The 23,644-nt window shown below is 46.5% G+C and carries 24 protein-coding genes and 1 other annotated feature; of the genes, 10 read left to right on the plus strand and 14 right to left on the minus strand.

What is annotated here, in order from left to right; genetic code table 11:
• Positions 1-34: 34 nt before the first annotated feature.
• Positions 35-859, minus strand: a complete 825-nt coding sequence (locus M2433_RS10710; RefSeq protein WP_429054459.1) for an SDR family oxidoreductase — start codon at positions 857-859, stop codon at positions 35-37.
• Positions 860-1,034: 175 nt separating this feature from the next.
• Between M2433_RS10710 and hisL the strand changes: the two genes are divergently transcribed.
• The 9 genes from hisL (at position 1,035) to hisIE (ending at position 8,251) form a co-directional block, all read left to right on the plus strand.
• The gene (gene hisL / locus M2433_RS10715) at positions 1,035-1,085 is read left to right on the plus strand and encodes a his operon leader peptide (protein WP_001364200.1); all 51 of its coding nucleotides are present in this window, start codon (positions 1,035-1,037) and stop codon (positions 1,083-1,085) included.
• Positions 1,061-1,184 (plus strand) — a sequence feature (His leader region). It overlaps the preceding gene by 25 nt.
• 45 nt (positions 1,185-1,229) lie before the next feature.
• Positions 1,230-2,129: an ATP phosphoribosyltransferase gene (hisG, locus tag M2433_RS10720; protein ID WP_028018500.1), complete on the plus strand. Its 900-nt coding sequence runs from the start codon at positions 1,230-1,232 to the stop codon at positions 2,127-2,129.
• 5 nt (positions 2,130-2,134) lie between these two features.
• Positions 2,135-3,439, plus strand: coding sequence for a histidinol dehydrogenase (hisD, locus tag M2433_RS10725; RefSeq protein ID WP_429054457.1), 1,305 nt, complete (start codon positions 2,135-2,137; stop codon positions 3,437-3,439).
• The gene (gene hisC / locus M2433_RS10730) at positions 3,436-4,497 is read left to right on the plus strand and encodes a histidinol-phosphate transaminase (protein WP_429054455.1); all 1,062 of its coding nucleotides are present in this window, start codon (positions 3,436-3,438) and stop codon (positions 4,495-4,497) included. Before hisD ends, hisC begins: the two co-directional genes overlap by 4 nt.
• A complete protein-coding gene (gene hisB / locus M2433_RS10735; protein ID WP_429054454.1) occupies positions 4,494-5,561 on the plus strand; it encodes a bifunctional histidinol-phosphatase/imidazoleglycerol-phosphate dehydratase HisB in 1,068 nt (355 codons plus the stop codon). Before hisC ends, hisB begins: the two co-directional genes overlap by 4 nt.
• Positions 5,561-6,151 carry an imidazole glycerol phosphate synthase subunit HisH gene (gene hisH / locus M2433_RS10740; RefSeq protein WP_264440387.1) on the plus strand — a complete coding sequence of 197 codons (591 nt, stop codon included), beginning with the start codon at positions 5,561-5,563 and terminating at the stop codon, positions 6,149-6,151. Before hisB ends, hisH begins: the two co-directional genes overlap by 1 nt.
• Complete coding sequence (gene hisA, locus M2433_RS10745) at positions 6,151-6,888, plus strand: 1-(5-phosphoribosyl)-5-[(5-phosphoribosylamino)methylideneamino]imidazole-4-carboxamide isomerase (protein WP_429054452.1); 738 nt, start codon at positions 6,151-6,153, stop codon at positions 6,886-6,888. Before hisH ends, hisA begins: the two co-directional genes overlap by 1 nt.
• Positions 6,870-7,646, plus strand: coding sequence for an imidazole glycerol phosphate synthase subunit HisF (gene hisF, locus M2433_RS10750; RefSeq protein WP_429054450.1), 777 nt, complete (start codon positions 6,870-6,872; stop codon positions 7,644-7,646). The genes hisA and hisF overlap by 19 nt, the downstream gene beginning before the upstream one ends.
• The gene (gene hisIE / locus M2433_RS10755) at positions 7,640-8,251 is read left to right on the plus strand and encodes a bifunctional phosphoribosyl-AMP cyclohydrolase/phosphoribosyl-ATP diphosphatase HisIE (RefSeq protein WP_429054449.1); all 612 of its coding nucleotides are present in this window, start codon (positions 7,640-7,642) and stop codon (positions 8,249-8,251) included. The genes hisF and hisIE overlap by 7 nt, the downstream gene beginning before the upstream one ends.
• Positions 8,252-8,290: 39 nt before the next feature.
• Here hisIE and wzzB read toward each other — a convergent pair whose 3' ends face one another.
• Positions 8,291-9,271 (minus strand): LPS O-antigen chain length determinant protein WzzB, encoded by a 981-nt coding sequence (gene wzzB / locus M2433_RS10760; RefSeq protein WP_429054447.1) that lies wholly within the window; start codon positions 9,269-9,271, stop codon positions 8,291-8,293.
• Between the two features lie 192 nt (positions 9,272-9,463).
• Between wzzB and M2433_RS10765 the strand changes: the two genes are divergently transcribed.
• A complete protein-coding gene (locus M2433_RS10765; RefSeq protein WP_429054445.1) occupies positions 9,464-10,468 on the plus strand; it encodes an NAD-dependent epimerase in 1,005 nt (334 codons plus the stop codon).
• A gap of 53 nt (positions 10,469-10,521) precedes the next feature.
• Here the strand turns inward: M2433_RS10765 and ugd are convergent, their stop codons facing one another.
• From ugd to neuC, 12 genes are all read right to left on the minus strand, one after another.
• Positions 10,522-11,688, minus strand: coding sequence for a UDP-glucose 6-dehydrogenase (gene ugd, locus M2433_RS10770; protein ID WP_429054444.1), 1,167 nt, complete (start codon positions 11,686-11,688; stop codon positions 10,522-10,524).
• A gap of 225 nt (positions 11,689-11,913) precedes the next feature.
• Entirely contained in the window at positions 11,914-13,320 is a 1,407-nt protein-coding gene (gene gndA, locus M2433_RS10775; protein WP_429054443.1) for an NADP-dependent phosphogluconate dehydrogenase, read from the minus strand.
• A 149-nt stretch (positions 13,321-13,469) separates the two neighbouring features.
• Positions 13,470-14,546 carry a DUF1972 domain-containing protein gene (locus tag M2433_RS10780; RefSeq protein WP_429054442.1) on the minus strand — a complete coding sequence of 359 codons (1,077 nt, stop codon included), beginning with the start codon at positions 14,544-14,546 and terminating at the stop codon, positions 13,470-13,472.
• The gene (locus tag M2433_RS10785) at positions 14,543-15,628 is read right to left on the minus strand and encodes a hypothetical protein (RefSeq protein ID WP_429054440.1); all 1,086 of its coding nucleotides are present in this window, start codon (positions 15,626-15,628) and stop codon (positions 14,543-14,545) included. Before M2433_RS10785 ends, M2433_RS10780 begins: the two co-directional genes overlap by 4 nt.
• A complete protein-coding gene (locus M2433_RS10790) occupies positions 15,612-16,793 on the minus strand; it encodes a glycosyltransferase family 4 protein (RefSeq protein ID WP_429054438.1) in 1,182 nt (393 codons plus the stop codon). Before M2433_RS10790 ends, M2433_RS10785 begins: the two co-directional genes overlap by 17 nt.
• A complete protein-coding gene (locus M2433_RS10795) occupies positions 16,780-17,685 on the minus strand; it encodes a glycosyltransferase family 52 (RefSeq protein WP_429054437.1) in 906 nt (301 codons plus the stop codon). The genes M2433_RS10790 and M2433_RS10795 overlap by 14 nt, the downstream gene beginning before the upstream one ends.
• 62 nt (positions 17,686-17,747) lie before the next feature.
• A complete protein-coding gene (locus M2433_RS10800) occupies positions 17,748-19,004 on the minus strand; it encodes a lipopolysaccharide biosynthesis protein (RefSeq protein WP_429054435.1) in 1,257 nt (418 codons plus the stop codon).
• Between the two features lie 12 nt (positions 19,005-19,016).
• Positions 19,017-19,706 carry a cytidylyltransferase domain-containing protein gene (locus tag M2433_RS10805; protein WP_429054434.1) on the minus strand — a complete coding sequence of 230 codons (690 nt, stop codon included), beginning with the start codon at positions 19,704-19,706 and terminating at the stop codon, positions 19,017-19,019.
• Positions 19,706-20,764, minus strand: a complete 1,059-nt coding sequence (locus M2433_RS10810) for a nucleotidyltransferase family protein (RefSeq protein ID WP_429054432.1) — start codon at positions 20,762-20,764, stop codon at positions 19,706-19,708. Before M2433_RS10810 ends, M2433_RS10805 begins: the two co-directional genes overlap by 1 nt.
• Before the next feature lie 33 nt (positions 20,765-20,797).
• Positions 20,798-21,409 (minus strand): acetyltransferase, encoded by a 612-nt coding sequence (locus M2433_RS10815; RefSeq protein WP_429054430.1) that lies wholly within the window; start codon positions 21,407-21,409, stop codon positions 20,798-20,800.
• On the minus strand, positions 21,402-22,478 hold the full coding sequence (gene neuB, locus M2433_RS10820; RefSeq protein ID WP_368278455.1) for an N-acetylneuraminate synthase: 1,077 nt from the start codon (positions 22,476-22,478) through the stop codon (positions 21,402-21,404). Before neuB ends, M2433_RS10815 begins: the two co-directional genes overlap by 8 nt.
• A 4-nt stretch (positions 22,479-22,482) precedes the next feature.
• Positions 22,483-23,637 carry a UDP-N-acetylglucosamine 2-epimerase gene (gene neuC, locus M2433_RS10825; protein WP_429054428.1) on the minus strand — a complete coding sequence of 385 codons (1,155 nt, stop codon included), beginning with the start codon at positions 23,635-23,637 and terminating at the stop codon, positions 22,483-22,485.
• Positions 23,638-23,644 lie beyond the last annotated feature (7 nt).

The raw sequence follows: 23,644 nt of genomic DNA on the forward strand, positions 1-23,644 counted from the left end.
CCCTTCCGGTACGCGATCGTCTCCGCTGCGGGACTTATTCCATGGGCATCACCAGCGGATCGGGATACTGATACTCAAACCCCAGCTCATGGCAAATGCGATTGCCATCAACAATTTTGCCTTTTCTGTCATCCTTTGTCTCACCAAAAACCGGTGGCGCCAGGCCCAGCTGGCGCGCCATCAGCGGGTAAAACGTGCTGCGCGGCGGATGAGACGGTGCACATATATTATAGATGTGTCCACCTTTTGGAGCCTGTAAGAGGAGTTCGATCGCGCCAATAACATCGCCAAGGTGCACCAGGTTGACGACGTGCTGGCCGTCTGGCGCAGACTTTCCGGCAAAAAAGCGCCCCGGATGACGCCCCGGGCCGACCAGTCCCGCCAGACGGACGATATCGACCTGCGTGCCGGGAAGATTATGCAGCCAGTCTTCCAGCTCTTTAAGGACCTGCCCGCTCGCGGTAACGGGACGGCGCTCAGAAGTCTCTTTCACAACGCCTTCAACCTCGCCATAGACCGAGGTCGAGCTGGTAAAAATGATGCGAGGGACATGATGCGCCAGCGCGCTGTCGACAATCTCCTGCATCGCCTGCAGGTAAAATGACTCGCCCGGCCCGCTGCGCCGGGCGGGTAAGGTTATCACCAGCGCATCGACGTTCATCAGCGTGTCCAGATCGTCAGCATCGCACACCAGCTGCGGCTCAAGGCGCAGTTCCACGCCGTCAATACCGCACATGCGCGCTGCCTCTACCCCATCCGCCGTGGTTTTGCTCCCGGTCACCTGCCAGCCTTTCGCGGCTAATGACATCGCCAGCGGCATTCCCAGCCATCCTAAACCGACAATCGCGACCTTTTTCATGCGAATTCTCCTGACTCTTACTCGTCTTTTATAAGGCTACGCCAGCCCGGCAGAACACACAATTCATAGCATCAATATGAAATGAATTAATGATCAAAAAAAGCCCTTGCAATATGTCGTACAACTGGTTTAGGTTAAAAGACATCAAATGAATAAGCATTCATCGAGAATTTATATGACACGCGTTCAATTTAAACACCACCATCATCACCATCATCCTGACTAGTCTTTCAGGCGATGTGTGCTGGAAGACGTTTGGATCTTCCAGTGGTGCATGAACGCATGAGAAAGCCCCCGGAAGATCTTCTTCCGGGGGCTTTTTTTTGGACCAAATTCAGACAGGTTAAAACAGGTTAACGAGGAATAAAGAATGTTAGATAACTCACGCTTACGCATAGCTATTCAAAAATCAGGCCGTTTGAGTGACGATTCACGCGAACTGCTGGCCCGTTGCGGGATTAAAATTAACCTGCACACCCAGCGCCTGATTGCTCTGGCTGAAAACATGCCCATCGACATTCTGCGCGTGCGTGATGACGATATTCCCGGCCTGGTCATGGATGGCGTCGTTGACCTCGGCATCATCGGTGAAAACGTGCTGGAAGAAGAGCTGCTGACCCGCCGCGCTCAGGGTGAAGACCCGCGTTACTTCACCCTGCGTCGCCTGGACTTCGGCGGCTGCCGCCTGTCGCTGGCAACGCCGGTTGATGAAGCCTGGGACGGCCCGGCCGCGCTGAACGGGAAACGTATCGCCACCTCCTACCCTCACCTGTTAAAGCGTTACCTGGACCAGAAAGGCGTGCAGTTTAAATCCTGCCTGCTGAACGGCTCTGTTGAAGTGGCACCGCGTGCGGGTCTGGCGGATGCCATCTGTGACCTGGTCTCGACCGGCGCAACGCTGGAAGCGAACGGTCTGCGCGAAGTGGAGGTTATCTACCGCTCCAAAGCGTGCCTGATTCAGCGCGACGGCGACATGGCCGATGCCAAGCAGCAGCTCATCGACAAACTGCTGACCCGTATTCAGGGCGTGATTCAGGCGCGTGAATCCAAATACATTATGATGCACGCGCCGACCGAGCGTCTGGATGAAGTGATTGCCCTGCTGCCGGGTGCTGAGCGTCCAACCATTCTGCCGCTGGCAGGCGATCAGCAGCGCGTAGCGATGCACATGGTGAGCAGCGAAACCCTGTTCTGGGAAACCATGGAAAAACTGAAGGCGCTGGGGGCAAGCTCTATCCTGGTGCTGCCAATTGAGAAGATGATGGAGTAACGGCCATGGGTTTTAACACAATCATCGACTGGAATACGTGTAGCGAAGCGCAACAGCGCGAGCTGCTGATGCGCCCGGCGATTTCCGCCTCCGAAAGCATTTCACGCACCGTGGCAGAGATCCTTGATAACGTCAAAGCCCGTGGCGATGACGCGCTGCGTGAGTACAGCGCAAAGTTTGATAAGACGGACGTCGGCGCATTGAGGGTAACCGAGCAAGAAATCATCGATGCCAGCAATCGTCTGGGTGACGACATCAAGCAGGCGATGGCCGTCGCGGTGAAAAACATTGATACCTTCCACACCGCACAAACGCTGCAGACCGTGGATGTCGAGACCCTGCCCGGCGTGCGCTGTCAGCAGGTGACCCGTCCGGTCGCGTCCGTCGGCCTCTATATTCCCGGCGGCTCTGCCCCGCTTTTCTCGACCGTCCTGATGCTGGCCACCCCGGCGCGTATTGCCGGTTGCCAGAAAGTGGTGCTTTGTTCACCGCCACCGATTGCCGACGAGATTCTGTATGCGGCGAAGCTGTGCGGCGTGCAGGCGGTCTATAAGGTGGGTGGCGCGCAGGCGATTTCAGCCCTGGCGTTTGGCACCGAATCCATTCCTAAGGTCGACAAAATTTTTGGCCCGGGCAATGCCTTTGTGACCGAAGCCAAGCGCCAGGTCAGCCAGCGTCTGGACGGCGCGGCAATTGACATGCCAGCCGGTCCGTCTGAAGTGCTGGTCATTGCCGACAGCGGCGCAACGCCGGATTTCGTGGCCTCCGACCTGTTATCTCAGGCGGAACACGGCCCGGACTCGCAGGTCATCCTGCTGACGCCGGATGCCGACATGGCGAAACGCGTAGGCGAAGCCGTTGAGCGCCAGCTTGCGGACCTGCCCCGCGCCGAAACAGCCCGTCAGGCGTTATCGGCCAGCCGCCTGATTGTGGCGCGCGATCTGGCGCAGTGCATTGCCATTTCCAACCAGTACGGCCCGGAGCACCTGATTATTCAGACCCGCAACGCGCGCAATCTGGTCGACAGCATCACCAGCGCGGGCTCGGTGTTCCTCGGCGACTGGTCACCGGAGTCCGCGGGCGATTACGCCTCCGGCACCAACCACGTCCTGCCGACGTATGGCTACACTTCTACCTGTTCCAGCCTGGGGCTGGCGGATTTCCAGAAACGCATGACCGTGCAGGAACTCTCCCGTGAAGGGTTTGCCTCGCTGGCGTCCACCATCGAGACGCTGGCTGCCGCCGAGCGCCTGACCGCCCACAAAAATGCCGTTACGCTGCGCGTTGCAGCCCTGAAGGAGCAAGCATGAGCATTGAAGAGTTAGCCCGCGAAAATGTCCGTCGCCTGACGCCTTACCAGTCTGCCCGTCGCCTGGGCGGTAACGGTGACGTCTGGCTGAACGCCAACGAATTTCCGACGGCGGTGCAGTTCGAACTGTCGCAGCAAACGCTGAACCGCTATCCGGAGTGTCAGCCGAAAGCGGTTATCGAAAACTACGCGCAGTACGCGGGCGTGAAGCCAGAGCAGGTGCTGGTCAGCCGCGGCGCAGACGAAGGCATTGAGCTGCTGATCCGCGCCTTCTGCGAGCCGGGCAAAGACGCGGTGATGTACTGCCAGCCGACCTACGGCATGTACAGCGTCAGCGCGGAGACCTTCGGCGTAGCGTGCCGTAATGTGCTGTCCCTGGAAGACTGGCAGCTCGATCTGCAGGGCATCGCCGACAATCTCGACGGCGTGAAAGTCGTCTTCGTCTGCAGCCCGAACAATCCGACCGGGCAGATTATCAACCCGCAGGATATCCGCACCCTGCTGGAGATGACCCGCGGCAAGGCGCTGGTGGTGGCGGATGAAGCCTATATCGAATTCTGCCCGCAGGCGACGCTGGCAGGCTGGATTGAAGAGTACCCGCACCTGGTGGTGCTGCGTACGCTGTCGAAGGCTTTCGCCCTTGCGGGCCTGCGCTGCGGCTTTACGCTGGCCAATAAAGAGGTTATCGACCTGCTGCTGAAAGTTATTGCCCCTTACCCGCTCTCCACGCCGGTTGCCGACATTGCCGCACAGGCGCTGGCGCCGCAGGGTATTAACGCAATGCGTGAACGCGTGGCGCAAATTCTGGAAGAGCGTCAGTACCTGGTGACGGCCCTGAAAGCGATCCCCTGCGTAGAGCAGGTGTTTGACTCTGAAACCAACTACATTCTGGTGCGCTTTACTGCCTCAAGCTCCGTATTTAAATCTTTATGGGATCAAGGCATTATCTTACGAGACCAAAATAAACAACCATCCTTAAGCGGCTGCCTGCGTATTACCGTCGGCACCCGTGCAGAGAGCCAGCGCGTAATTGACGCCCTGAAAGCGGAGAAAGTATGAGTCAGAAGTATCTCTTTATCGATCGTGACGGCACCCTCATTTCGGAGCCACCTTCCGATTTTCAGGTCGATCGTTTCGACAAGCTGGCTTTTGAACCCGACGTAATCCCGGTTCTGCTCAAACTGCAGAAGGCTGGCTTTAAGCTGGTGATGATCACCAATCAGGACGGGCTGGGTACGGACAGCTTCCCGCAGGCCGACTTCGACGGCCCGCACAACCTGATGATGCAGATCCTCACCTCGCAGGGCGTGGCGTTTGATGAAGTGCTGATTTGCCCTCACCTGCCAGCCGACGAGTGCGACTGCCGTAAACCGAAAGTGAAGCTGGTTGAACGTTATCTGGCGGAAGAAGCGCTCGATAAAGCCAACAGCTATGTGATTGGCGATCGCGCCACCGACATCACCCTCGCCGAAAACATGGGCATCGCGGGCCTGCGTTACAGCAGCAGCGATCTCAACTGGGCGAAGATTGGCGAACAGCTGACCAAACGCGACCGTTACTCACACGTTGAGCGCAACACCAAAGAGACGCAGATTGACGTGAAGGTCTGGCTGGACCGTGAAGGCGGCAGCAAGATCCACACCGGCGTCGGTTTCTTCGACCATATGCTGGACCAGATTGCCACCCACGGCGGTTTCCGCATGGAGATCGCGGTGAAAGGTGACCTGTACATTGACGATCACCACACCGTGGAAGATACCGGCCTGGCGCTGGGTGAAGCGCTGAAGCTGGCGCTCGGCGATAAGCGCGGTATTAACCGTTTTGGCTTCGTTCTGCCAATGGACGAGTGCCTTGCGCGCTGCGCCATGGACATCTCCGGTCGTCCGCACCTGGAATATAAAGCCGATTTTACCTACCAGCGCGTGGGCGACCTGAGCACCGAAATGGTGGAGCACTTCTTCCGTTCACTGTCCTACACCATGGGCCTGACGCTACACCTGAAGACCAAGGGCAAGAACGACCACCACCGCGTAGAGAGTCTCTTCAAGGCCTTCGGCCGTACCCTTCGCCAGGCGATTCGCGTGGAAGGTGACGCCCTGCCTTCATCGAAAGGAGTGCTGTAATGAACGTGGTGATTCTGGATACCGGGTGCGCCAACCTGAACTCCGTAAAGTCGGCCATCGCGCGCCACGGCTATGAACCGGTGGTCAGCCGCGACCCGGACGTGGTGCTGCGCGCCGACAAGCTATTCCTGCCGGGCGTGGGCACCGCGCAGGCGGCAATGGATCAGATCCACGAGCGCGAGCTGGTTGAGCTTATCAAAGCCTGTACCCAGCCGGTGCTGGGCATTTGCCTGGGCATGCAGATCCTGGGCCGCCGGAGCGAAGAGAGTAACGGCGTCGACCTGCTGGGCATTATTGACGAAGACGTGCCGAAAATGGTCGACCACGGCCTGCCTCTGCCGCACATGGGCTGGAACCGCGTTTACGCCAAAGCGGGCGACCGCCTGTTTCGCGGCATTGAAGACGGCGCGTATTTCTACTTCGTGCACAGCTACGCCATGCCGGTGAACGCAAATACGATCGCCCAGTGCAATTACGGCGAGGCGTTTACGGCGGCCGTGCAGAAAGACAACTTCTTCGGCGTGCAGTTTCACCCGGAGCGCTCTGGCGCCGCGGGCGCGCAGCTGCTGAAAAACTTCCTGGAGATGTGATGATTATTCCCGCTTTAGATTTAATTGACGGCACGGTTGTTCGTCTCCACCAGGGTGACTACGGGCAGCAGCGTGACTACGGGAACGACCCGCTACCGCGCCTGCAGGAGTATGCCGCGCAGGGTGCTCAGGTCCTGCATCTCGTGGATTTGACCGGCGCGAAGGACCCGGCGAAACGCCAGATCCCACTGCTTAAATATCTGGTTGCCGGCGTTGACGTGCCCGTCCAGGTTGGTGGAGGCGTGCGTACTGAAGATGACGTGGCAGCGCTGCTGGACGCGGGCGTGGCGCGCGTGGTGGTCGGTTCAACCGCGGTGAAAGACCCTGAGACCGTCAAAGGCTGGTTCCGCCGCTTTGGCGCCGACGCGCTGGTGCTGGCGCTGGACGTTCGCATTGATGAACAGGGTAACAAGCAGGTTGCCGTTAGCGGCTGGCAGGAAAACTCCGGCATGACGCTGGAAGCGCTGGTCGAGATGTATCTGCCCGTCGGCCTGAAGCACGTGCTGTGCACGGATATCTCACGCGACGGCACGCTGGCTGGCTCTAACGTTTCGCTGTACGAAGAGGTCTGCGCGCGTTATCCGCAGGTGGCGTTCCAGTCTTCTGGCGGTATCGGTGATATTGGCGACGTGGCCGCGCTGCGCGTTACCGGTGTGCAGGGTGTGATTGTGGGACGGGCCTTACTGGAAGGCAAATTTACGGTGACGGAGGCGATTCAATGCTGGCAAAACGGATAATCCCTTGCCTGGACGTACGCGATGGTCAGGTTGTGAAAGGCGTGCAGTTCCGCAACCACGAGATCATCGGTGACATCGTCCCGCTGGCAAAACGCTATGCCGAAGAAGGCGCAGACGAGCTGGTATTTTATGATATCACCGCCTCCAGCGACGGCCGTGTGGTTGATAAAAGCTGGGTCGCACGCGTGGCAGAAGTGATCGACATCCCGTTCTGCGTGGCAGGCGGAATCAAATCCGCTGACGACGCTGCCAAAATTCTCTCGTTTGGCGCGGATAAAATTTCCATCAACTCCCCTGCCCTGGCTGACCCGGAGCTCATTACCCGACTCGCCGATCGCTTTGGTGTCCAGTGTATTGTGGTCGGTATCGACACCTGGTTTGACGATACCACCGGCAAGTACCACGTTAACCAGTACACGGGCGACGAAAGCCGCACCCGCGTCACCCAATGGGAGACGCTCGACTGGGTGCAGGAAGTGCAGAAGCGCGGCGCGGGCGAGATTGTCCTGAACATGATGAACCAGGACGGTGTGCGTAACGGCTACGACCTGGAGCAGCTTAAAAAAGTGCGTGCGGTCTGCCACGTGCCGCTGATTGCCTCCGGCGGCGCGGGCACTATGGAACACTTCCTGGAAGCCTTCCGAGATGCGAACGTGGACGGCGCACTGGCCGCCTCCGTGTTCCACAAACAGATTATCAATATTGGTGAGTTAAAAACGTACCTGGCCGGCCAGGGCGTGGAGATCAGGGTATGTTAACAGAGCAACAACAGGCGCAGCTGGACTGGGAAAAAACTGACGGATTACTGCCGGTGGTTGTGCAGCATGCGGTTTCTGGCGAAGTGCTGATGCTGGGGTATATGAACCCGGACGCGCTGGCAAAAACGCTCGGCAGCGGCAAAGTCACGTTTTTTTCGCGCATCAAACAGCGTCTGTGGACCAAAGGCGAAACCTCGGGCCATTTCCTGAATGTAGTGAGCATTACGCCAGACTGCGATAACGATACCCTGCTGGTACTGGCAAACCCCATCGGCCCGACCTGCCACAAGGGCACCAGCAGCTGCTTTGGTGAGGCGAGCCACCAGTGGTTGTTCCTGTACCAGCTTGAGCAGCTTCTGGCTGAACGTAAAACGGCTGACCCTGAAAGTTCGTATACCGCGAAGCTTTATGCAAGCGGAACCAAGCGTATTGCGCAGAAGGTGGGTGAAGAAGGCGTTGAGACGGCGCTGGCCGCGACGGTGCATGACCGCGAGGAGCTGACCAATGAAGCGTCTGATTTGATGTATCACCTGCTGGTGCTGCTGCAGGATCAGGAGCTGAATTTGACGGCGGTGATAGAGAATTTGCGTAAGCGGCATAAATAAAAAAAGACCGGGGAAACCCGGTCTTTTTTTGTCTGCTAATCAGGCTTTTGGCTTGTAGTTACGCAGCGCGTTGCGACCCAGTACTACACCAGAGCCGATAATTCCGCCCAGCAGTACGGCAAGAATCAGGGTGATAGCTTTTTTCGGGCTGTCACGATAGATAGGGAGATCCGGCTTCATGACGTAACGATAAACATGTATGGTATCCGGCTTCACGCTCAACTTCTCGATATCCAGTAAGTTTTGTTTCGTCTGATAGTAAGCACCTGAGAAGACTAGCGGGCGAGACGCCTCGTTATCAATCATCGATTTCAGCGCTTCGCTTCCCAGTAAGAACATGGTTTCCTGAGTCACGTCCTGGGTTTGCTGGATCTGCGGAGTGGTAATCTTCGCCGCATCAGCGTTTTTAAGCGCTTCTGTGATCTGCTTGATACGCAGATCTTTCTGCTCCTGAGCAACCTTCTCCTGGTTTTCCAGAGAGTCATTTAGCGTGGTGATCTGTTGTTTAATGTTGTCTTTAAGGTCGAGAGCGAGCTCCTTCGCCGTTTGCTCATCTACCTGCTGGATGTACTGTGCCAGCTGTTTTTGCGCAGCTTCCGCAGACTCACCGGTATAGGAGACACTTAACGGCAGCGGCTGGCCCTTAACGGTAGCATCGATGGTCAGCTTCTCAGGTATTTCCTGGTTTTCGAGCGCCTGAGCTAAAGCAGAAAAGGAGGAGTTGAAACGGCTAATCGCACGGTTTTGAATATCCAGCATCGAAGGCGCCGCGCCGCCGTAAAGGATATTCAGTGCGTTGGCGTAAGTGGCAATTTGCGCCGCATCTGGCTGAGCAATGATCGCGGAAGAGGTCCATTTCTCTTTTGCGACGGTGATATAAATACCCGCCAGGACAATAAAAACAGCGACAAAAGCGCCAATTACCCACTTTCCACGCCACAGCTGCAGCACTAAATCAAGTAAATCAATTTGCTCCGGACCATTACTTCTATTAACCGGAGTATTGTTGTTCTGCGTCATACAATCCCTAACAGATGAAAAAGGGCAAAAATAATCATGTTTACATAGTGTATCTGTTGCCAGCGATTTTTCTATCAGAATCCGATGAGTTATATCGGAAAGATGGATTATCTAACTCGCAGCCAACGCGCTATCATATAGCAATTCTGATGCCTCAGGCATCGACAAGACAGAAAAGTAATGAGGGAAGGTATGAAATTTTTGGTTACGGGCGCGGCAGGATTTATCGGTTCTCATATCAGTAAACGCTTGCTGGATGCCGGACACCAGGTCGTCGGGATTGATAATCTCAGTGATTACTATGATGTGAACCTCAAGCTGGCACGTCTGGACTTGCTCAAATCCGGGAATTTCACTTTCCACAAGCTGGAGTTAGCCGATCGTGAAGGGATGGCGGCGCTGTTTGCCAGCGAGAATTTTGATCGTGTAATCCATCTGGCGGCACAGGCAGGGGTTCGCTACTCTCTTGAAAACCCGCATGCCTATGCGGACGCCAACCTGGTGGGTCACCTCAACGTGCTGGAAGGTTGTCGTCATAACAAGGTACAGCACCTGCTGTATGCCTCATCAAGCTCCGTTTACGGTCTGAACCGCAAGATGCCATTCTCTACAGACGACTCCGTAGACCACCCGGTGTCACTGTACGCGGCGACCAAAAAAGCCAATGAGCTGATGTCGCATACCTACTCCCATCTGTATAACCTGCCGACTACTGGCCTGCGCTTCTTTACCGTGTATGGCCCGTGGGGCCGTCCGGATATGGCGCTGTTTAAGTTCACCAAAGCGATGATTGAAGGCAAAAGCATCGACGTTTACAACTATGGCAAGATGAAGCGCGATTTCACTTACATCGACGACATCGCCGAAGCCATTATTCGTCTGCAGGACGTCATTCCTCAGGCCGATGCAGACTGGACCGTAGAGACCGGTTCCCCGGCGACCAGCTCCGCGCCTTATCGCGTTTACAACATTGGTAACAGCTCTCCGGTCGAGCTTATGGATTACATTACGGCGCTGGAAGAAGCACTCGGCAAAGAAGCAGAGAAAAACATGATGCCGATTCAACCGGGTGACGTGCTGGAGACCAGCGCGGATACGAAAGCGTTGTATGACGTTATTGGCTTTAAACCGCAGACCTCGGTCAAAGACGGGGTGAAAAACTTTGTCGACTGGTATCGCGCTTTCTACAAGGTCTGAAAAATAAAAAAACCCGGCAACATGGCCGGGTTTTTTATGCGACTTAAGAGAAATTAATCACTTCCGAACAGATCGCGGGTATAGACTTTATCCGCCACGTCCGCCAGCTCTTCCGCCATGCGGTTAGAGATGATCACGTCCGCTTCCTGCTTGAACGCATCCAGATCGCGAATCACGCGGGAGTGGAAGAACTCATCTTCCTGCATCGCTGGTTCATAAATAATAACCTGCACCCCTTTCGCCTTTATGCGCTTCATGATGCCCTGTATGGAAGAGGCACGGAAGTTATCTGAACCGCTCTTCATGATCAGACGATACACGCCCACAACTTTAGGCTGACGCGCAAGGATGGAGTCAGAGATGAAGTCTTTACGCGTGCGGTTGGCGTCAACAATGGCTGAAATCAGGTTATTCGGTACAGCCTGATAGTTGGCCAGCAGCTGTTTGGTATCTTTTGGCAGACAGTAACCGCCGTAGCCAAATGACGGGTTGTTGTAATGGTTGCCGATACGCGGGTCGAGGCACACACCTTCGATGATCTGGCGGGTGTTCAGGCCCAGACTCTCTGCGTAGCTGTCCAGCTCGTTGAAGTAGGCGACGCGCATTGCCAGATAGGTATTGGCGAAGAGCTTGATCGCCTCGGCTTCGGTAGAGTCAGTGAACAGTACCGGAATATCTTTCTTGATTGCGCCTTCCTGGAGCAGTGCGGCAAAACGTTCCGCACGCTCAGAGCGCTCACCGATCACGATACGGGATGGGTGCAGGTTATCGTATAACGCCCTGCCCTCGCGCAGAAACTCTGGCGAGAAGAAGACATTATCAATACCCAACTCTTCTTTAATCGATTTGGTGAAGCCTACCGGAATGGTCGATTTGATGATCATCACCGCATGTGGGTTGATTGCGATAACATCTTTGATCACCGCTTCTACGGTTGAGGTGTTGAAGTAGTTGGTTTTGGGATCGTAATCCGTTGGTGTGGCGATGATGACGAAATCTGCGTCACGGTAGGCGTCTTCTTTGTCCGTCGTGGCACGGAAATTCAGCGACTTATTTGAGAGATAATCCTGTATTTCCTTATCAACAATCGGGGACTTCTTCTGGTTGAGCATATCAACTTTAGCCTGCACGATGTCCAGTGCAACCACTTCATGATTCTGAGCAATTAGAATGCCGTTTGAAAGACCAACATAGCCTGTTCCGGAAATAGTTATTTTCATTCGCTAATGACTTCTGTGAGTTAACTGTATTGATGGCCACCTGACCATCGCGATGAACCTGACTGTTGGGCTTTGTACCTCCTTGCCAACAGAACTGTCAAGGCAAACCAGGAGTAATCCCTACGAGCGGGCTGACATTCAGACTTCTTCGAACAAAATCGCCATTTTCAGGATAAAAAAAACCCGGAGAATTCTCCGGGTTATGTTCACAGCCAGTTGATTAAATTATTCCATCCATTCGGTATGGAATACACCGTCTTTATCGGTACGTTTATACGTATGCGCACCGAAGTAATCACGCTGTGCCTGAATCAGGTTCGCTGGCAGTACGGCAGCACGGTAGCTATCATAGTACGCCACCGCAGCGGAGAAGGTCGGAACAGGGATACCGTTCTGCACAGCGTAAGCAACCACATCACGCAACGCCTGTTGGTATTCGTCCGCGATTTTCTTGAAGTACGGTGCCAGCAGCAGATTCGCGATACCGGCATTTTCAGCGTACGCATCTGTAATCTTCTGCAGGAACTGAGCGCGAATAATGCAACCAGCACGGAAGATCTTCGCGATTTCGCCGTAGTTCAGATCCCAGTTGTTTTCGTCTGAAGCGGCACGCAACTGAGAGAAACCTTGCGCATAAGAGACGATTTTACCCAGATACAGCGCACGACGAACTTTCTCAACGAATTCAGCTTTATCACCAGCTGGCTTGGCCTGAGGGCCAGACAGTACTTTTGAAGCGGCAACACGCTGCTCTTTCAGAGAGGAAATGTAACGTGCAAACACAGATTCGGTGATCAGGGACAGAGGCTCGCCCAGATCCAGAGAGCTCTGGCTGGTCCATTTACCGGTACCCTTGTTCGCTGCTTCATCCAGAATCACATCAACCAGGTATTTACCCTCTTCATCTTTTTTAGTGAAGATATCTTTGGTGATGTCGATCAGGTAGCTGTTCAGCTCGCCTTTGTTCCACTCGGTGAAGGTCTCGGCGAGTTCTTCGTTAGTGAGGTTAAGGCCGCCTTTCAGCAGGGAGTAAGCTTCGGCAATCAGTTGCATATCACCGTATTCGATGCCGTTGTGAACCATTTTCACATAGTGACCAGCACCGTCAGGACCGATATAGGTCACGCACGGCTCACCGTCTTCTGCAACGGCTGCAATTTTGGTCAGGATAGGAGCGACCAGTTCGTACGCTTCTTTCTGGCCGCCAGGCATGATAGATGGACCTTTCAGTGCACCTTCTTCACCACCGGAAACGCCGGTACCGATGAAGTTAAAGCCTTCCGCAGAAAGTTCACGGTTACGACGAATGGTGTCGTGGAAGAAGGTATTACCGCCATCAATGATGATGTCGCCTTTATCCAGATACGGTTTCAGGGAATCGATAGCAGCATCGGTACCCGCGCCCGCTTTCACCATTAACAGGATACGACGAGGCGTTTCCAGAGACTCAACGAACTCTTTAACCGTATAGAAAGGAACCAGTTTCTTGCCTGAATTCTCAGCGATGACTTCTTCAGTCTTATCACGGGAGCGGTTGAAAACGGAGACGGTATAACCACGGCTTTCGATGTTGAGCGCCAGGTTGCGCCCCATCACTGCCATACCGACAACGCCGATCTGTTGCTTGGACATTACATACTCCTGTCAGGTGTGGTCACCACGAAAAATACGTGGCTTGAATGTATCTATGATGTTAACTCAGGATATGAGGTGAAAGGTAGTGGAAGATGCTCTTTAAATAATTTTTATTTTTATCAATGCGTTATGAAACACTGAGCATTTTAATACAAGCTTTCATACTGCCTGGAGATAATCTTCCAAGTATACCTGCGTTCTGCAATTTCCTGCATTGCAGCTGCATTCTCAGAAATTTTAAGCATTTGGTCATTCAAAAGCTGTACAAGGTTATCGCTGTCAGTAAAATAGAAAGCTCGTCCTTCCGTTGTGAAACGGTTGAAGTTGCAATCATATGCATATATAGGTTTGCCAAAGTGCATTGCTTCAACCAGGGAAGGATTAGTACCTCCAGCGGAATGCCCATGAAGATAGCCAGCACAAGACATTCGAATTTGATAGAGAAGATTTATATCATAAATTGGATTGATTAGCTCAATGTTGGAAAAGTGGCTATATTTCTTTACGAGGTCACGTCCATATTCGCTAGAATTCCAATTCCCAATGAATTTAATTTTCTTTTGAATTTTTGTAAACGTATCAAGAATAAGGTGTATATTATTCTCTGGTTCTATCCGGCAGATGCTGAGAAAAAACTCTTCATCGTCCTTGAGGAATGTTTCAACTCCACTGGAGGTTGAAATTTCACCAACACTTACAGCGTGATCACCGCCATATGCAATAACTTCACTTTGCAGCTTATATTTACTATAGACATAATCCGACAAAGCTTGATTATCGGTAATAATTACATCAGAAAACTTAATGGCTATATATTCAGAAAATTTCAAAAATAAGCGTGCTAACCGGCCCCACTTTTCCCTCCTCCACTCCAACCCATCAATATTTGTAATAATCCTACTGCGACTGAAGAGTTTGAAAAAAGGGAAAACAACCGCACCAGAAACACCGAGCACAAGTATCACATCTGGTTTGGTTTTCAGGGTTTGCATTATTGAAACCATATCATATGCAATACTTTGAATTCCATTCGCTTTTAATGGAATATACTTTAATTTAGCGCCATTGTGGTGTTCTAAACGTGTCGTAAGTTGTTTTGATGAACAAAAGACTTCGTAGTTAATATCTTCACTAGAAAACCTTGTCAGGTTTTCAACAAGCGATTCAAATCCACCATAGGAGGCAGGAATACCAACAATGCCAATTATAGATATTTTTTTCATTTATAACCTTCGCTCTTCGAATCAATTGAATTAATTGTTCGCTTTCCATTCATTAATAGAATAATAGGGAACATATAAAAAACATCTAACAAATTAAAAAATAAAACACTATCAGTCATTGCTTTTATAGGTATTATCGCGAACAATAAAGAGCAAATAAAACCATAGCGTAAGAACGTTTTAAACGTCACGACTATAAATAGAATTAAAAGCATCAATACCGGTAGCAACCCAAATAATGAGTGTATTAAGACAAAAGAATTATGTGGGTTGTTATTTAATATATTAATTATCTCCATTCCATTGAATGATCGACCCAGGACAAGATCAGTCAGACCGAAATTAGAAAAATACTCTTCATATATAACACTTCTTGTAGTTTTTAATCCTTCGGAAAAATTTGTATTATCAGCAATTCTTTCATTCAGAGAACTAAAGTCAACATACATTATAAAAGGTGAGCAAATCAAAACTACTATCAGCATTCCTTTCAAGCCAAAAGTCTTATAGAGTGCAATACACAATATCACTGCGGAAATTAATAAAGCTGTTCTTCCCTTTAATAAAAAGCACATTAATAATGTAACAATTGCGACGGGTAGTAAGTTTCTATTTCGTAGAGTAAACAAAAAACTACAGGCAACGGGAAAAATTACAAAGGTGGCTACAATATTTCTGCTAGCCTCAAAGAAAATTAGATTTTCATCATGAACAATTAAAAGGCGTATTATAATCAGCGCACACGCCAAAAGAAGAAAGTGAAAAAAATAACGCTTATAATCCAAAATATACAATGCATATGAAAAAGCTAAAAATGCCACCCCAGAGAATATAAAGTAGATCTTCAGTTTCCAGTCATCGTTTGGTGATAATAAAGCTGAAACAGAAAATATAATCAAAATGATTGCAAGCCCAAAAAAGACGTTTTGGGAGAAATAAGTCCTATTAAAGATGAATAACATTAGAGAAGATGCTAAAAAAAGGACTGTTACCACTTGTCGAATTAGCACACCATCGAATGTCATTGAAAAGAGATAAATTGCAGTCAATAATAAGAATACTGCTTTAAATATACTTTTCATCGATATGATCTTTTATAAAAGTTTGAATATGACTAAGAATATTCTTTTCGAAAATATTTTTAGTTAGATTGGTAGCATAAAACTCTCTGGCTCTTGAAGCTAAAAGCTCAGTATCAACGTTTTGTTGGCAGATGTTTTTTAATACTTCCGCGAAAGCGTCCCTATCATCTTTATTAATGAGTATCCCATTATTATTATTGCTAACTATCTCTGCAGCTCCACCATGTGAAGTTGTAATTATTACACATTTGGCTCGCATTGCCTCCAACACTGTAGTTGGAAAAGGATCACTCATCACAGATGGAACCAGAACCACGTCATAGTTGAACATTTGACGATCAGCACAGTCACTGAAACCAAGTAATCGAACATTATTCTCTATATTATTTTCTTGAAGGTAATGTCGGAAATCGTCGAGTAATGAAGGTCGATTAGGTGGTGCATCTCCGTATGCATCAATTAAGATACTTTGGTTTTCATTATGTGTGAGTATCTTTACAGCATCAGCTAAAAACCAATATCCCTTCTCAGGCATTATTCTACCTACTATAAGGAATTTCGGGTTGGAAACATTGATCTTCTTTTGGGCTATGGAATCTTCAAAAATATCCGGCACACCATTTTTTATTACGGTAGCACATATATTCTCGTCTCCATTAGTTACATAATCTTTAACTACATTGGATACGCAAAAAATTTGATTCGCACTCTTCTTTATTAGAAAAGCCAATGCCCTGCCTGAGAATTTTTGTTTCTGATTTTCGTGGCAATGGACTATATTTTTAACAAGAAATAATTTACAGCCAAACGAAACCAAACCTGCAGCATAGGTGTTAATGTAAAAAAAATCATAATTATTTTTATTTTTGAACAAATAAAAACTAAATTTTATAAAATCTTTAACAAGAGAAGATATACCTTTCGCAGTAAAAATTTTACTATGTACAACTGGAATAGATTCGACTTTATTATATTTTATATTCTCGAATTTGCTTGATTGTTTTGACAGAAATTCTTCAAGGCACTTTTTATCATTTTTAAACCAAACTTCTATCAAAAAATAATTTGATAAAATAGATATTACATAAGATAAAATCTTCGTTGCGCCATAGCTGTCATCTAAAGGATGAATTACAACAATCTTTCTCATTTTATTCAAATCCATTATAGTTTCCTTCGAAGTAACCAGCTTTCTTCAGAAGAGATTCGTTAAAAGAGGTTCCCCATACATGTGTCTGAGCATTACCTTTTACAAAACCCACGCTCGAATAAATTGTTGCTAATACCTCAGGCTGATCCATTAAAATCATGATCTGACCGGGGATTTTTGATTGAATAAAAGTACAGTCAAAATATCTAGAATAATCCGTATTTTCCCGCGGGTGGGATTTTATGCAAATTTCATTTTTATCATAGATGCTGCAATAATGCTCATAAAGAACTTTATAAATCGCGATTTTTTCTGTCTCGGACATCATTCCATCTTCTGAAAATGGTTGGGTAAAAATAACAACTTTTGAAAGTGGAACATAAGGCTCATCAGAAAACAGATCTAGAAAATAGTTTTTCTGAATAGATGAGAGGTTATTCCAACTTTTACTAATATCAATTTGCGTTACTTTTCTGCTGATTTCTTCTGGTATATTAACAATACCAGAGAGAATAATCTCATTTATATCATCGCCCCATCCAAAGAAAGGACCACTTGAACCGAATAGATATTTTCTGAATAAAGATTTTCGATTTTGCTTTGATGATGCATAATTAGCCAGCCCATCTTCAATTAAAACGAAACCAGCACTGCGCTTAATGTAAAGCTGCGAAAAATATAGATGATCATGCCCATACACTTTACTTTTTTTCATTTTGAGATGAAGGCAAAAGTTTTTATAACGATAATAAATCGCCCTTAGCAATAGGCTTATTAATTTTGGATAATTATTGAATGAAGGAAATAACACTGAAGAAGGCAGTTTTCTCTTGACATCTTGTGAAATGCCATCGGAAACAATAAAGGTTGTCTTTTTAAAATCTTCTGGCCTTACAAGATAATACATGAAAAGACCATGTATGTTATTAACAACACAAATTAGTGGTAATTGCGATTCTCGACTATTTATCATCTAACATTTCCTAAAGCCCACGGTACAAGTTTTGTTTTATAAGCAAGAATCCAGGTACCTAAAAAACGTAGAAACATCGAGATAGCAAATGAAATCGCGACGCCTTTTATACCAAATGGAGTAATCAATAACATAAGAAGAATGACATTAAATATTCCGCAGGCTATCGTTAAAACTGATAATTGTCCTGTTTTTTTGGCGTAAAACAAATAATTAGTTACCATTAAATACATGCCAAGACAAACCTGCCCTATGCACAACCAGCCTATAACTGATTTTCCTGCTTCATATTTCTCGCCTGCAACCAAAGTTAAAATATAAGGTGAAATGAAGAAAGATAACACACCAATACATACTAATAAAATAAAATAATAATACGTTTTACTAGCGATATGCTTCCTCTCAATAAAAGCACTATTACTCAATTCCTTAAAAAGCCACGGCATAAATGCTTTATTGACTGCATCGAAAACGATCACCATTCCCATACTTAATTGCATTGCCACCATGTATATACCAGCCTGATCAGAACCCATTTTAGCATTTATAAAAAAACGGTCGACTGAACTAATAAGATACATACCAAAAACATGAGGTATTAGAGGAACGCTAAAACTTAACGCATCCAGGAACATTCCTCTATGTATTTTCTTGAAGCTTAATAATTTATCTTTTTGGATGAGATAAATGACAATGACTAAAATAATAATCATGGAATATATTTGAGCTTCAATTCGTCCCTCGGCATGACGTCCAAGAACAACAACGAAAGCCAATGTGAAAATGAAAAGAAGAAGGCTTTGTCCGATTTGCAACATTCCAAATGATATCGCTTTCTCAGAAATTTGCCATTGGTTAAGCCGAAATTGGACAATGAAATTTATGCCGCTTATGAATATAGCAGCGAGAATCCAGTTTTTATTTATCCCAGTAAAATATTCCAAGTCTGATGAAAACATTAAAGTTAAAGGAATAATGATTGCCAGACTTAAAATCAAAAGATAAAAACAAGCACCATTGTAATTCCTTAAATAATCTTTATCTTTTTTATCAAAAAAAACCCGCGCAGTTGCACCTAGAGTATTAAATGCAATAACTGATACTAATCCTGTAATGATTGTTTGGAAAATAGCGATTTTTCCATACTCAGATGTCGTAAGATATCGAGTTAATATTGGTAAAAGAACAAATGGTATAGATGCATTTAATATGTTTGAAATCAAATATACTGATGATTTCTTTAGAAAAGACATAGGATACCTGTTTTAATTAATTCTTTTAGACAATAGTATTTCAGCCAATTCAAAATCTATACTCTCATCAATATCAACAGAATTAAACCTGTTCATTATATAAGCAAAAGTCCCTTTACTATAAATATCATTTATGTTTGAGACATAATCCCTATTAAATAAATAGATTGAGCCATTTAATCTATAATATGTAGGAAGATCTTGTGTCCGTTTAATACTGGCTTCTGGAATAAAATTATCCATCGATAAATCATCTTCCAAAACGTTACAATATTGAATAGGATGCTCGACCTCGCATACTGAGACTATCGCCTTTGCTTTTTTTTCCACCATCAGATCAAATGCATTAATGATGTCAGTCTCGGTTCGCAGAGGTGAAGTTGGTTGTAATATCATAATAGTAGAAACTACGACACCAGTTCCCTCTAACCATTTTACTATATCTGTAACAACATCATTGGTAGTTGCCGTATCAGATGCGAGTTCAGGCGAACGAAGGTAAGGAACCTCTGCTCCGGCGCGTATAGAAATTTCACGGATCTCATAAGAATCCGTGCTAACTATTATCCTATCGAATAGCTTGGATTTTATGGCAGCTTCTATCGTCCATTCAATCAGAGGTCTCCCGCAAATTTTTTTAATATTCTTGCCTGGAAGTCTTTTACTACCGCCTCTGGCAGGAATTATCGCTATTTTCTTCATTATAAGTACAACCCCTGGATATCTTGTTGAGCTTTATTAAAATCATCCATTCGACCAATATCCAACCAGTATTCATGGATTGGGAACATTGTTACTTGTTTATCCATTTTTATTTGTTGCTCTAATAATGTTGGCATGTCAATTTTAGTATTTGCTCCAACATTTTTATATATTTCTGGATTAACAACATAAATGCCTGCATTCACAAAAAATTTCTGAATTGGCTTTTCGACCATGTCCGTAATGACATTCCCTTTGCCACGAACAACCCCATATGGGATTTGATACTCATATTCCCGCACACACATAGTCGCAATTGATTTAGATTCAATATGAAATTGCAAAAGCTTCTCAACATTAAGAGTCGTGAGTACGTCACCATTAATCATTATCAATGGTAAATTACCAATATCATTCGGTAAAAGCCCGAGGGCACCGCCAGTCCCTAAAGGCTCAGCCTCATAAACATAGGTTATATTAACACCCCATTTTGAACCGTCGCCAAAATAGTCTGAAATATAATCTGGCATATAATGCGTTGAAATATATATATTCTCAAACCCAGAGGAAATAAACTGAGTTAAAAGTGTTTCCAAAATTGGTTTATCACCAACCTTAAGCATTGGTTTTGGGCAATTATCAGTTAAGGGTTTTAGCCTGGTACCAAACCCGCCCGCCATTATAAAAATAGGATTTTGGTAGCTAGGCTTCTCAATACTTGTTTCATAAGTTTCCAAACCAACTACTTTCCTAGTAAGAGAGTCAATAATTGGTATTGCTAATATAGACCGATTTGACATTAATTGGATTAACTGGGATTTTGATGTTTCAACAGTTGCTGTAATAGGTGATTTATTCATCACGCAGCTGACATTTTCGTCAAGATCAATATTATTTATTATACCACGCCGTATATCACCATCGGTAAGTACTCCGAGCAACCGGCCTTCAGCATCGATAACAAGGGCTATACGTAAGGCTTCGTCATTGATTATTTTGAGTGCACTACGAATACTTTCATTTGGTGATATAAGAACTTTTTGCCATTTTTTTTTCATCGTATCCCCCTGACTAGCGAGCAATCGTTATATTTAGTAAAAGGTAGAGTTAGGTAGAATATTTTTCCGGACAAGTGCTGCAGAACCGATAATGCTTTCATCTCCGATAATGATGTTTTGAATAACAGTCGCATTCGCGCCTACAAAAACATTATCGCCGCAAGTAACACCACCGCACAGCACCCCACCAGGCGAAATATGGCAGTTATTACCAACAATTGAGTCATGCTCAATGATAACGCCCGTATTGATAATTGTATTTTCACCAAGTCTTACGCCAGGTTGTATTATTGCGCCAGGTAAAACCTGTACACCTTCGCCTAATATTGAGTACGAAGAAACTATAGCGTCTTTAGATACAACTGTTTCAAATACAAACCCAATAGTTTTTAATTTCTCAAATATCGCTTTTCTGATATGAGACCCAGGCACAAAGCCTAAACCATTTACTACCTTTATTGCCTCGGGTGAGTATCTACTAATAAAAACGTCATCAGAAATAACGGGTATATCGTTAAATACTTCACGATTTAGAGATAACTGTTTATCAACTATAACTTCTATTTTATACCCAAGCTTGAGTAACATATCAGCAATAACAGAGGCATGGCCCCCACCACCATATAGAGCAATCGTTTTAGTCATTGCTGATTCTATCACCTTCACGATAATCTTTTTTTGCTGTTTTCCCTTGCATATTCCAATATTCATACGGTGAAATACCATCACCGGGACGTTTGATGGCAATATTATCGCTACTAAAATTAGAACCCGAACTGATATCTTTTGCTGCAACAATGCTTCGACGCGCTATCGATTTATTCTTTTGCTCTGAAGCCGTAGGTCTTTTAACTCCATCACCTAAAGCTAATTCAACGTTTCTAATTGCTTTAACCATTTCTGCAAGCTCGTTCGGTTCAAGAGATGCTTTATGATCAGGCCCTTCCATATTTTTATCGAGAGTGAAGTGTTTTTCTATTATAACCGCCCCTCTTGCAACAGCTGCAACTGGAATAGTAATACCCTGACTGTGATCTGAATATCCTGTCGGTAAGCCAAAGGCTAAAGCCATAGAATCCATCGCCCTCAGATTTATTTCATTCATTGGTGCAGGATATTCAGTAGTGCAATGTAATATACGTACCTTTTCTTTCAGTGCACGCTGCCCAGCATCCGATGAATACGCTTTCTGAAATTCTGAGCGTGACGGTTCCACATCACCATCAGAAGTAAATCCAAATGCAAGCACACCCAGAGCATCTTCAATTTCGGATAATGTAGCCATTCCTGTTGACAACATAATATTGCAGCCTGTCAATGCATGCGATAATACGAATGGAGCGTTCGTTATCTCTCCTGAGGGTATTTTCAACGTTTTCAAGTTTAAGTCATTCACCAAAAAGTTTAAGCTTTCTTCATCAAATGCAGTAGACAAAAACTCAATGCCTAACTGGTTGCAATAGTCAATTAGTTCCTTATGAACTTCATAAGATAACTCTAACCGACTTAACATAGCTAGCTGTGATTCGGTTTTATTAGTATTAGCAACTTGATATTCAGCCTGAACTGCACTAGATGTAACAAGATTTTGCGATTTGAAGGTTTGAAACTTTACTATATCAGCTCCGGCGTCGTGTGCCGCATCGACCAAACGAAAAGCCAGGTCACGCTGGCCATTGTGATTTACACCGGCCTCTGCAATGATAAGAGTCATAATGCTATCCTAAATCGTGAAATTTTTTCATGGGATTAAAATCGAGTGCTTTAACCGCATTAATAATTTTTTTGCTCGAATCACCTTCCCCATAAGGATTATCAATTTTTACAGAATTAAGTTTAACTTTCATCTGGCAGGCTGCTTTTATAGCCTCAACAATAGCATTCTTATTTGGGAGGCAGTTAAAGACAGAGTCAGCAGCTAATCTACCATTCTGACGAGAGCCAATATTTATAGTAGGGACACCAAATGATGGTGCTTCAATAATTCCGCTTGAAGAGTTCCCAATTACCATAGTGCTATGCTTCAATGCAGAAAGGTAGCGAAGTTGCCCTAAGGAGGGTATAGCAAAAACTCTACCCGCCTGATTTTTTGCATATTGCTCCAGGATTGGAATTATTTGCCGCCCACCATCGTCTGAATTTGGATAAGTTATAATAATTTTGTATTCTTTAAATTCATCGAGTGCATCCAATAATGCCTCAAAAGAGCACTTTGGTGATTCGTCTGCAAGAGTTACAGGGTGATATGTAACTAGAAAATAAGGACAATCTAACGCAAAATTTAATGATTTACTTAATTCAGCTAACCCTAGTAGATTAGTACGATGAAGGTGTTCGAGGCCCAACGCACCGACATTGTAAACTCTGTTAGGTTCCTCACCTAATTGAATGACTCTTGTACGATATTCTTCTGTTGAAACTCCATGCAGATAACTAAGCTTAGTTATAGCGTGACGAATCGCATCGTCGTATGCACCTTCAGTAATTTCACCGCCATGTAAATGAAAGATAGGTATTCTTAAGAACATTGCTGCCTGGGCTGCCGCAAAAGCTTCATATCGATCCCCCAGAATGATAATCAGGTCAGGTTTCATTCTGGTTAGTGCATCGGCAAATCCAATTAAACCAAGCCCTATACTCTTCACCACTCCAACAGCACTGTCCGAAGATAGCAGGATTTCTACTTTTTCATCAATCTTAAAACCATCTTCTTCTATCTGCTGCCATGTTAGGCCAAATTCAGGGGACAAATGCATCCCGCTGACCAAAACCTGTAGTTTAAGAGTAGGATCATTTTTTATGTCCTGCATTAACCAATATAGCAGACCATATTCAGCTCTTGTACCAGTAAAGACAGCAATTTTTTTTGGCATACCAAAT

It is taken from the genome of Enterobacter sp. AC1, assembly GCF_050434705.1.
Taxonomy (GTDB): Bacteria; Pseudomonadota; Gammaproteobacteria; order Enterobacterales; family Enterobacteriaceae; genus Enterobacter; species Enterobacter cloacae_L.

What these genes read in the sequence shown, in the direction of transcription:
- M2433_RS10710 (WP_429054459.1), bottom strand. Translation starts at nt 859, where the DNA reads ATGAAAAAGGTCGCGATTGTCGGTTTAGGATGGCTGGGAATGCCGCTG.
- hisG (WP_028018500.1), top strand. Translation starts at nt 1,230, where the DNA reads ATGTTAGATAACTCACGCTTACGCATAGCTATTCAAAAATCAGGCCGT.
- hisD (WP_429054457.1), top strand. Translation starts at nt 2,135, where the DNA reads ATGGGTTTTAACACAATCATCGACTGGAATACGTGTAGCGAAGCGCAA.
- hisC (WP_429054455.1), top strand. Translation starts at nt 3,436, where the DNA reads ATGAGCATTGAAGAGTTAGCCCGCGAAAATGTCCGTCGCCTGACGCCT.
- hisB (WP_429054454.1), top strand. Translation starts at nt 4,494, where the DNA reads ATGAGTCAGAAGTATCTCTTTATCGATCGTGACGGCACCCTCATTTCG.
- hisH (WP_264440387.1), top strand. Translation starts at nt 5,561, where the DNA reads ATGAACGTGGTGATTCTGGATACCGGGTGCGCCAACCTGAACTCCGTA.
- hisA (WP_429054452.1), top strand. Translation starts at nt 6,151, where the DNA reads ATGATTATTCCCGCTTTAGATTTAATTGACGGCACGGTTGTTCGTCTC.
- hisF (WP_429054450.1), top strand. Translation starts at nt 6,870, where the DNA reads ATGCTGGCAAAACGGATAATCCCTTGCCTGGACGTACGCGATGGTCAG.
- hisIE (WP_429054449.1), top strand. Translation starts at nt 7,640, where the DNA reads ATGTTAACAGAGCAACAACAGGCGCAGCTGGACTGGGAAAAAACTGAC.
- wzzB (WP_429054447.1), bottom strand. Translation starts at nt 9,271, where the DNA reads ATGACGCAGAACAACAATACTCCGGTTAATAGAAGTAATGGTCCGGAG.
- M2433_RS10765 (WP_429054445.1), top strand. Translation starts at nt 9,464, where the DNA reads ATGAAATTTTTGGTTACGGGCGCGGCAGGATTTATCGGTTCTCATATC.
- ugd (WP_429054444.1), bottom strand. Translation starts at nt 11,688, where the DNA reads ATGAAAATAACTATTTCCGGAACAGGCTATGTTGGTCTTTCAAACGGC.
- gndA (WP_429054443.1), bottom strand. Translation starts at nt 13,320, where the DNA reads ATGTCCAAGCAACAGATCGGCGTTGTCGGTATGGCAGTGATGGGGCGC.
- M2433_RS10780 (WP_429054442.1), bottom strand. Translation starts at nt 14,546, where the DNA reads ATGAAAAAAATATCTATAATTGGCATTGTTGGTATTCCTGCCTCCTAT.
- M2433_RS10785 (WP_429054440.1), bottom strand. Translation starts at nt 15,628, where the DNA reads ATGAAAAGTATATTTAAAGCAGTATTCTTATTATTGACTGCAATTTAT.
- M2433_RS10790 (WP_429054438.1), bottom strand. Translation starts at nt 16,793, where the DNA reads ATGGATTTGAATAAAATGAGAAAGATTGTTGTAATTCATCCTTTAGAT.
- M2433_RS10795 (WP_429054437.1), bottom strand. Translation starts at nt 17,685, where the DNA reads ATGTATTATCTTGTAAGGCCAGAAGATTTTAAAAAGACAACCTTTATT.
- M2433_RS10800 (WP_429054435.1), bottom strand. Translation starts at nt 19,004, where the DNA reads ATGTCTTTTCTAAAGAAATCATCAGTATATTTGATTTCAAACATATTA.
- M2433_RS10805 (WP_429054434.1), bottom strand. Translation starts at nt 19,706, where the DNA reads ATGAAGAAAATAGCGATAATTCCTGCCAGAGGCGGTAGTAAAAGACTT.
- M2433_RS10810 (WP_429054432.1), bottom strand. Translation starts at nt 20,764, where the DNA reads ATGAAAAAAAAATGGCAAAAAGTTCTTATATCACCAAATGAAAGTATT.
- M2433_RS10815 (WP_429054430.1), bottom strand. Translation starts at nt 21,409, where the DNA reads ATGACTAAAACGATTGCTCTATATGGTGGTGGGGGCCATGCCTCTGTT.
- neuB (WP_368278455.1), bottom strand. Translation starts at nt 22,478, where the DNA reads ATGACTCTTATCATTGCAGAGGCCGGTGTAAATCACAATGGCCAGCGT.
- neuC (WP_429054428.1), bottom strand. Translation starts at nt 23,637, where the DNA reads ATGCCAAAAAAAATTGCTGTCTTTACTGGTACAAGAGCTGAATATGGT.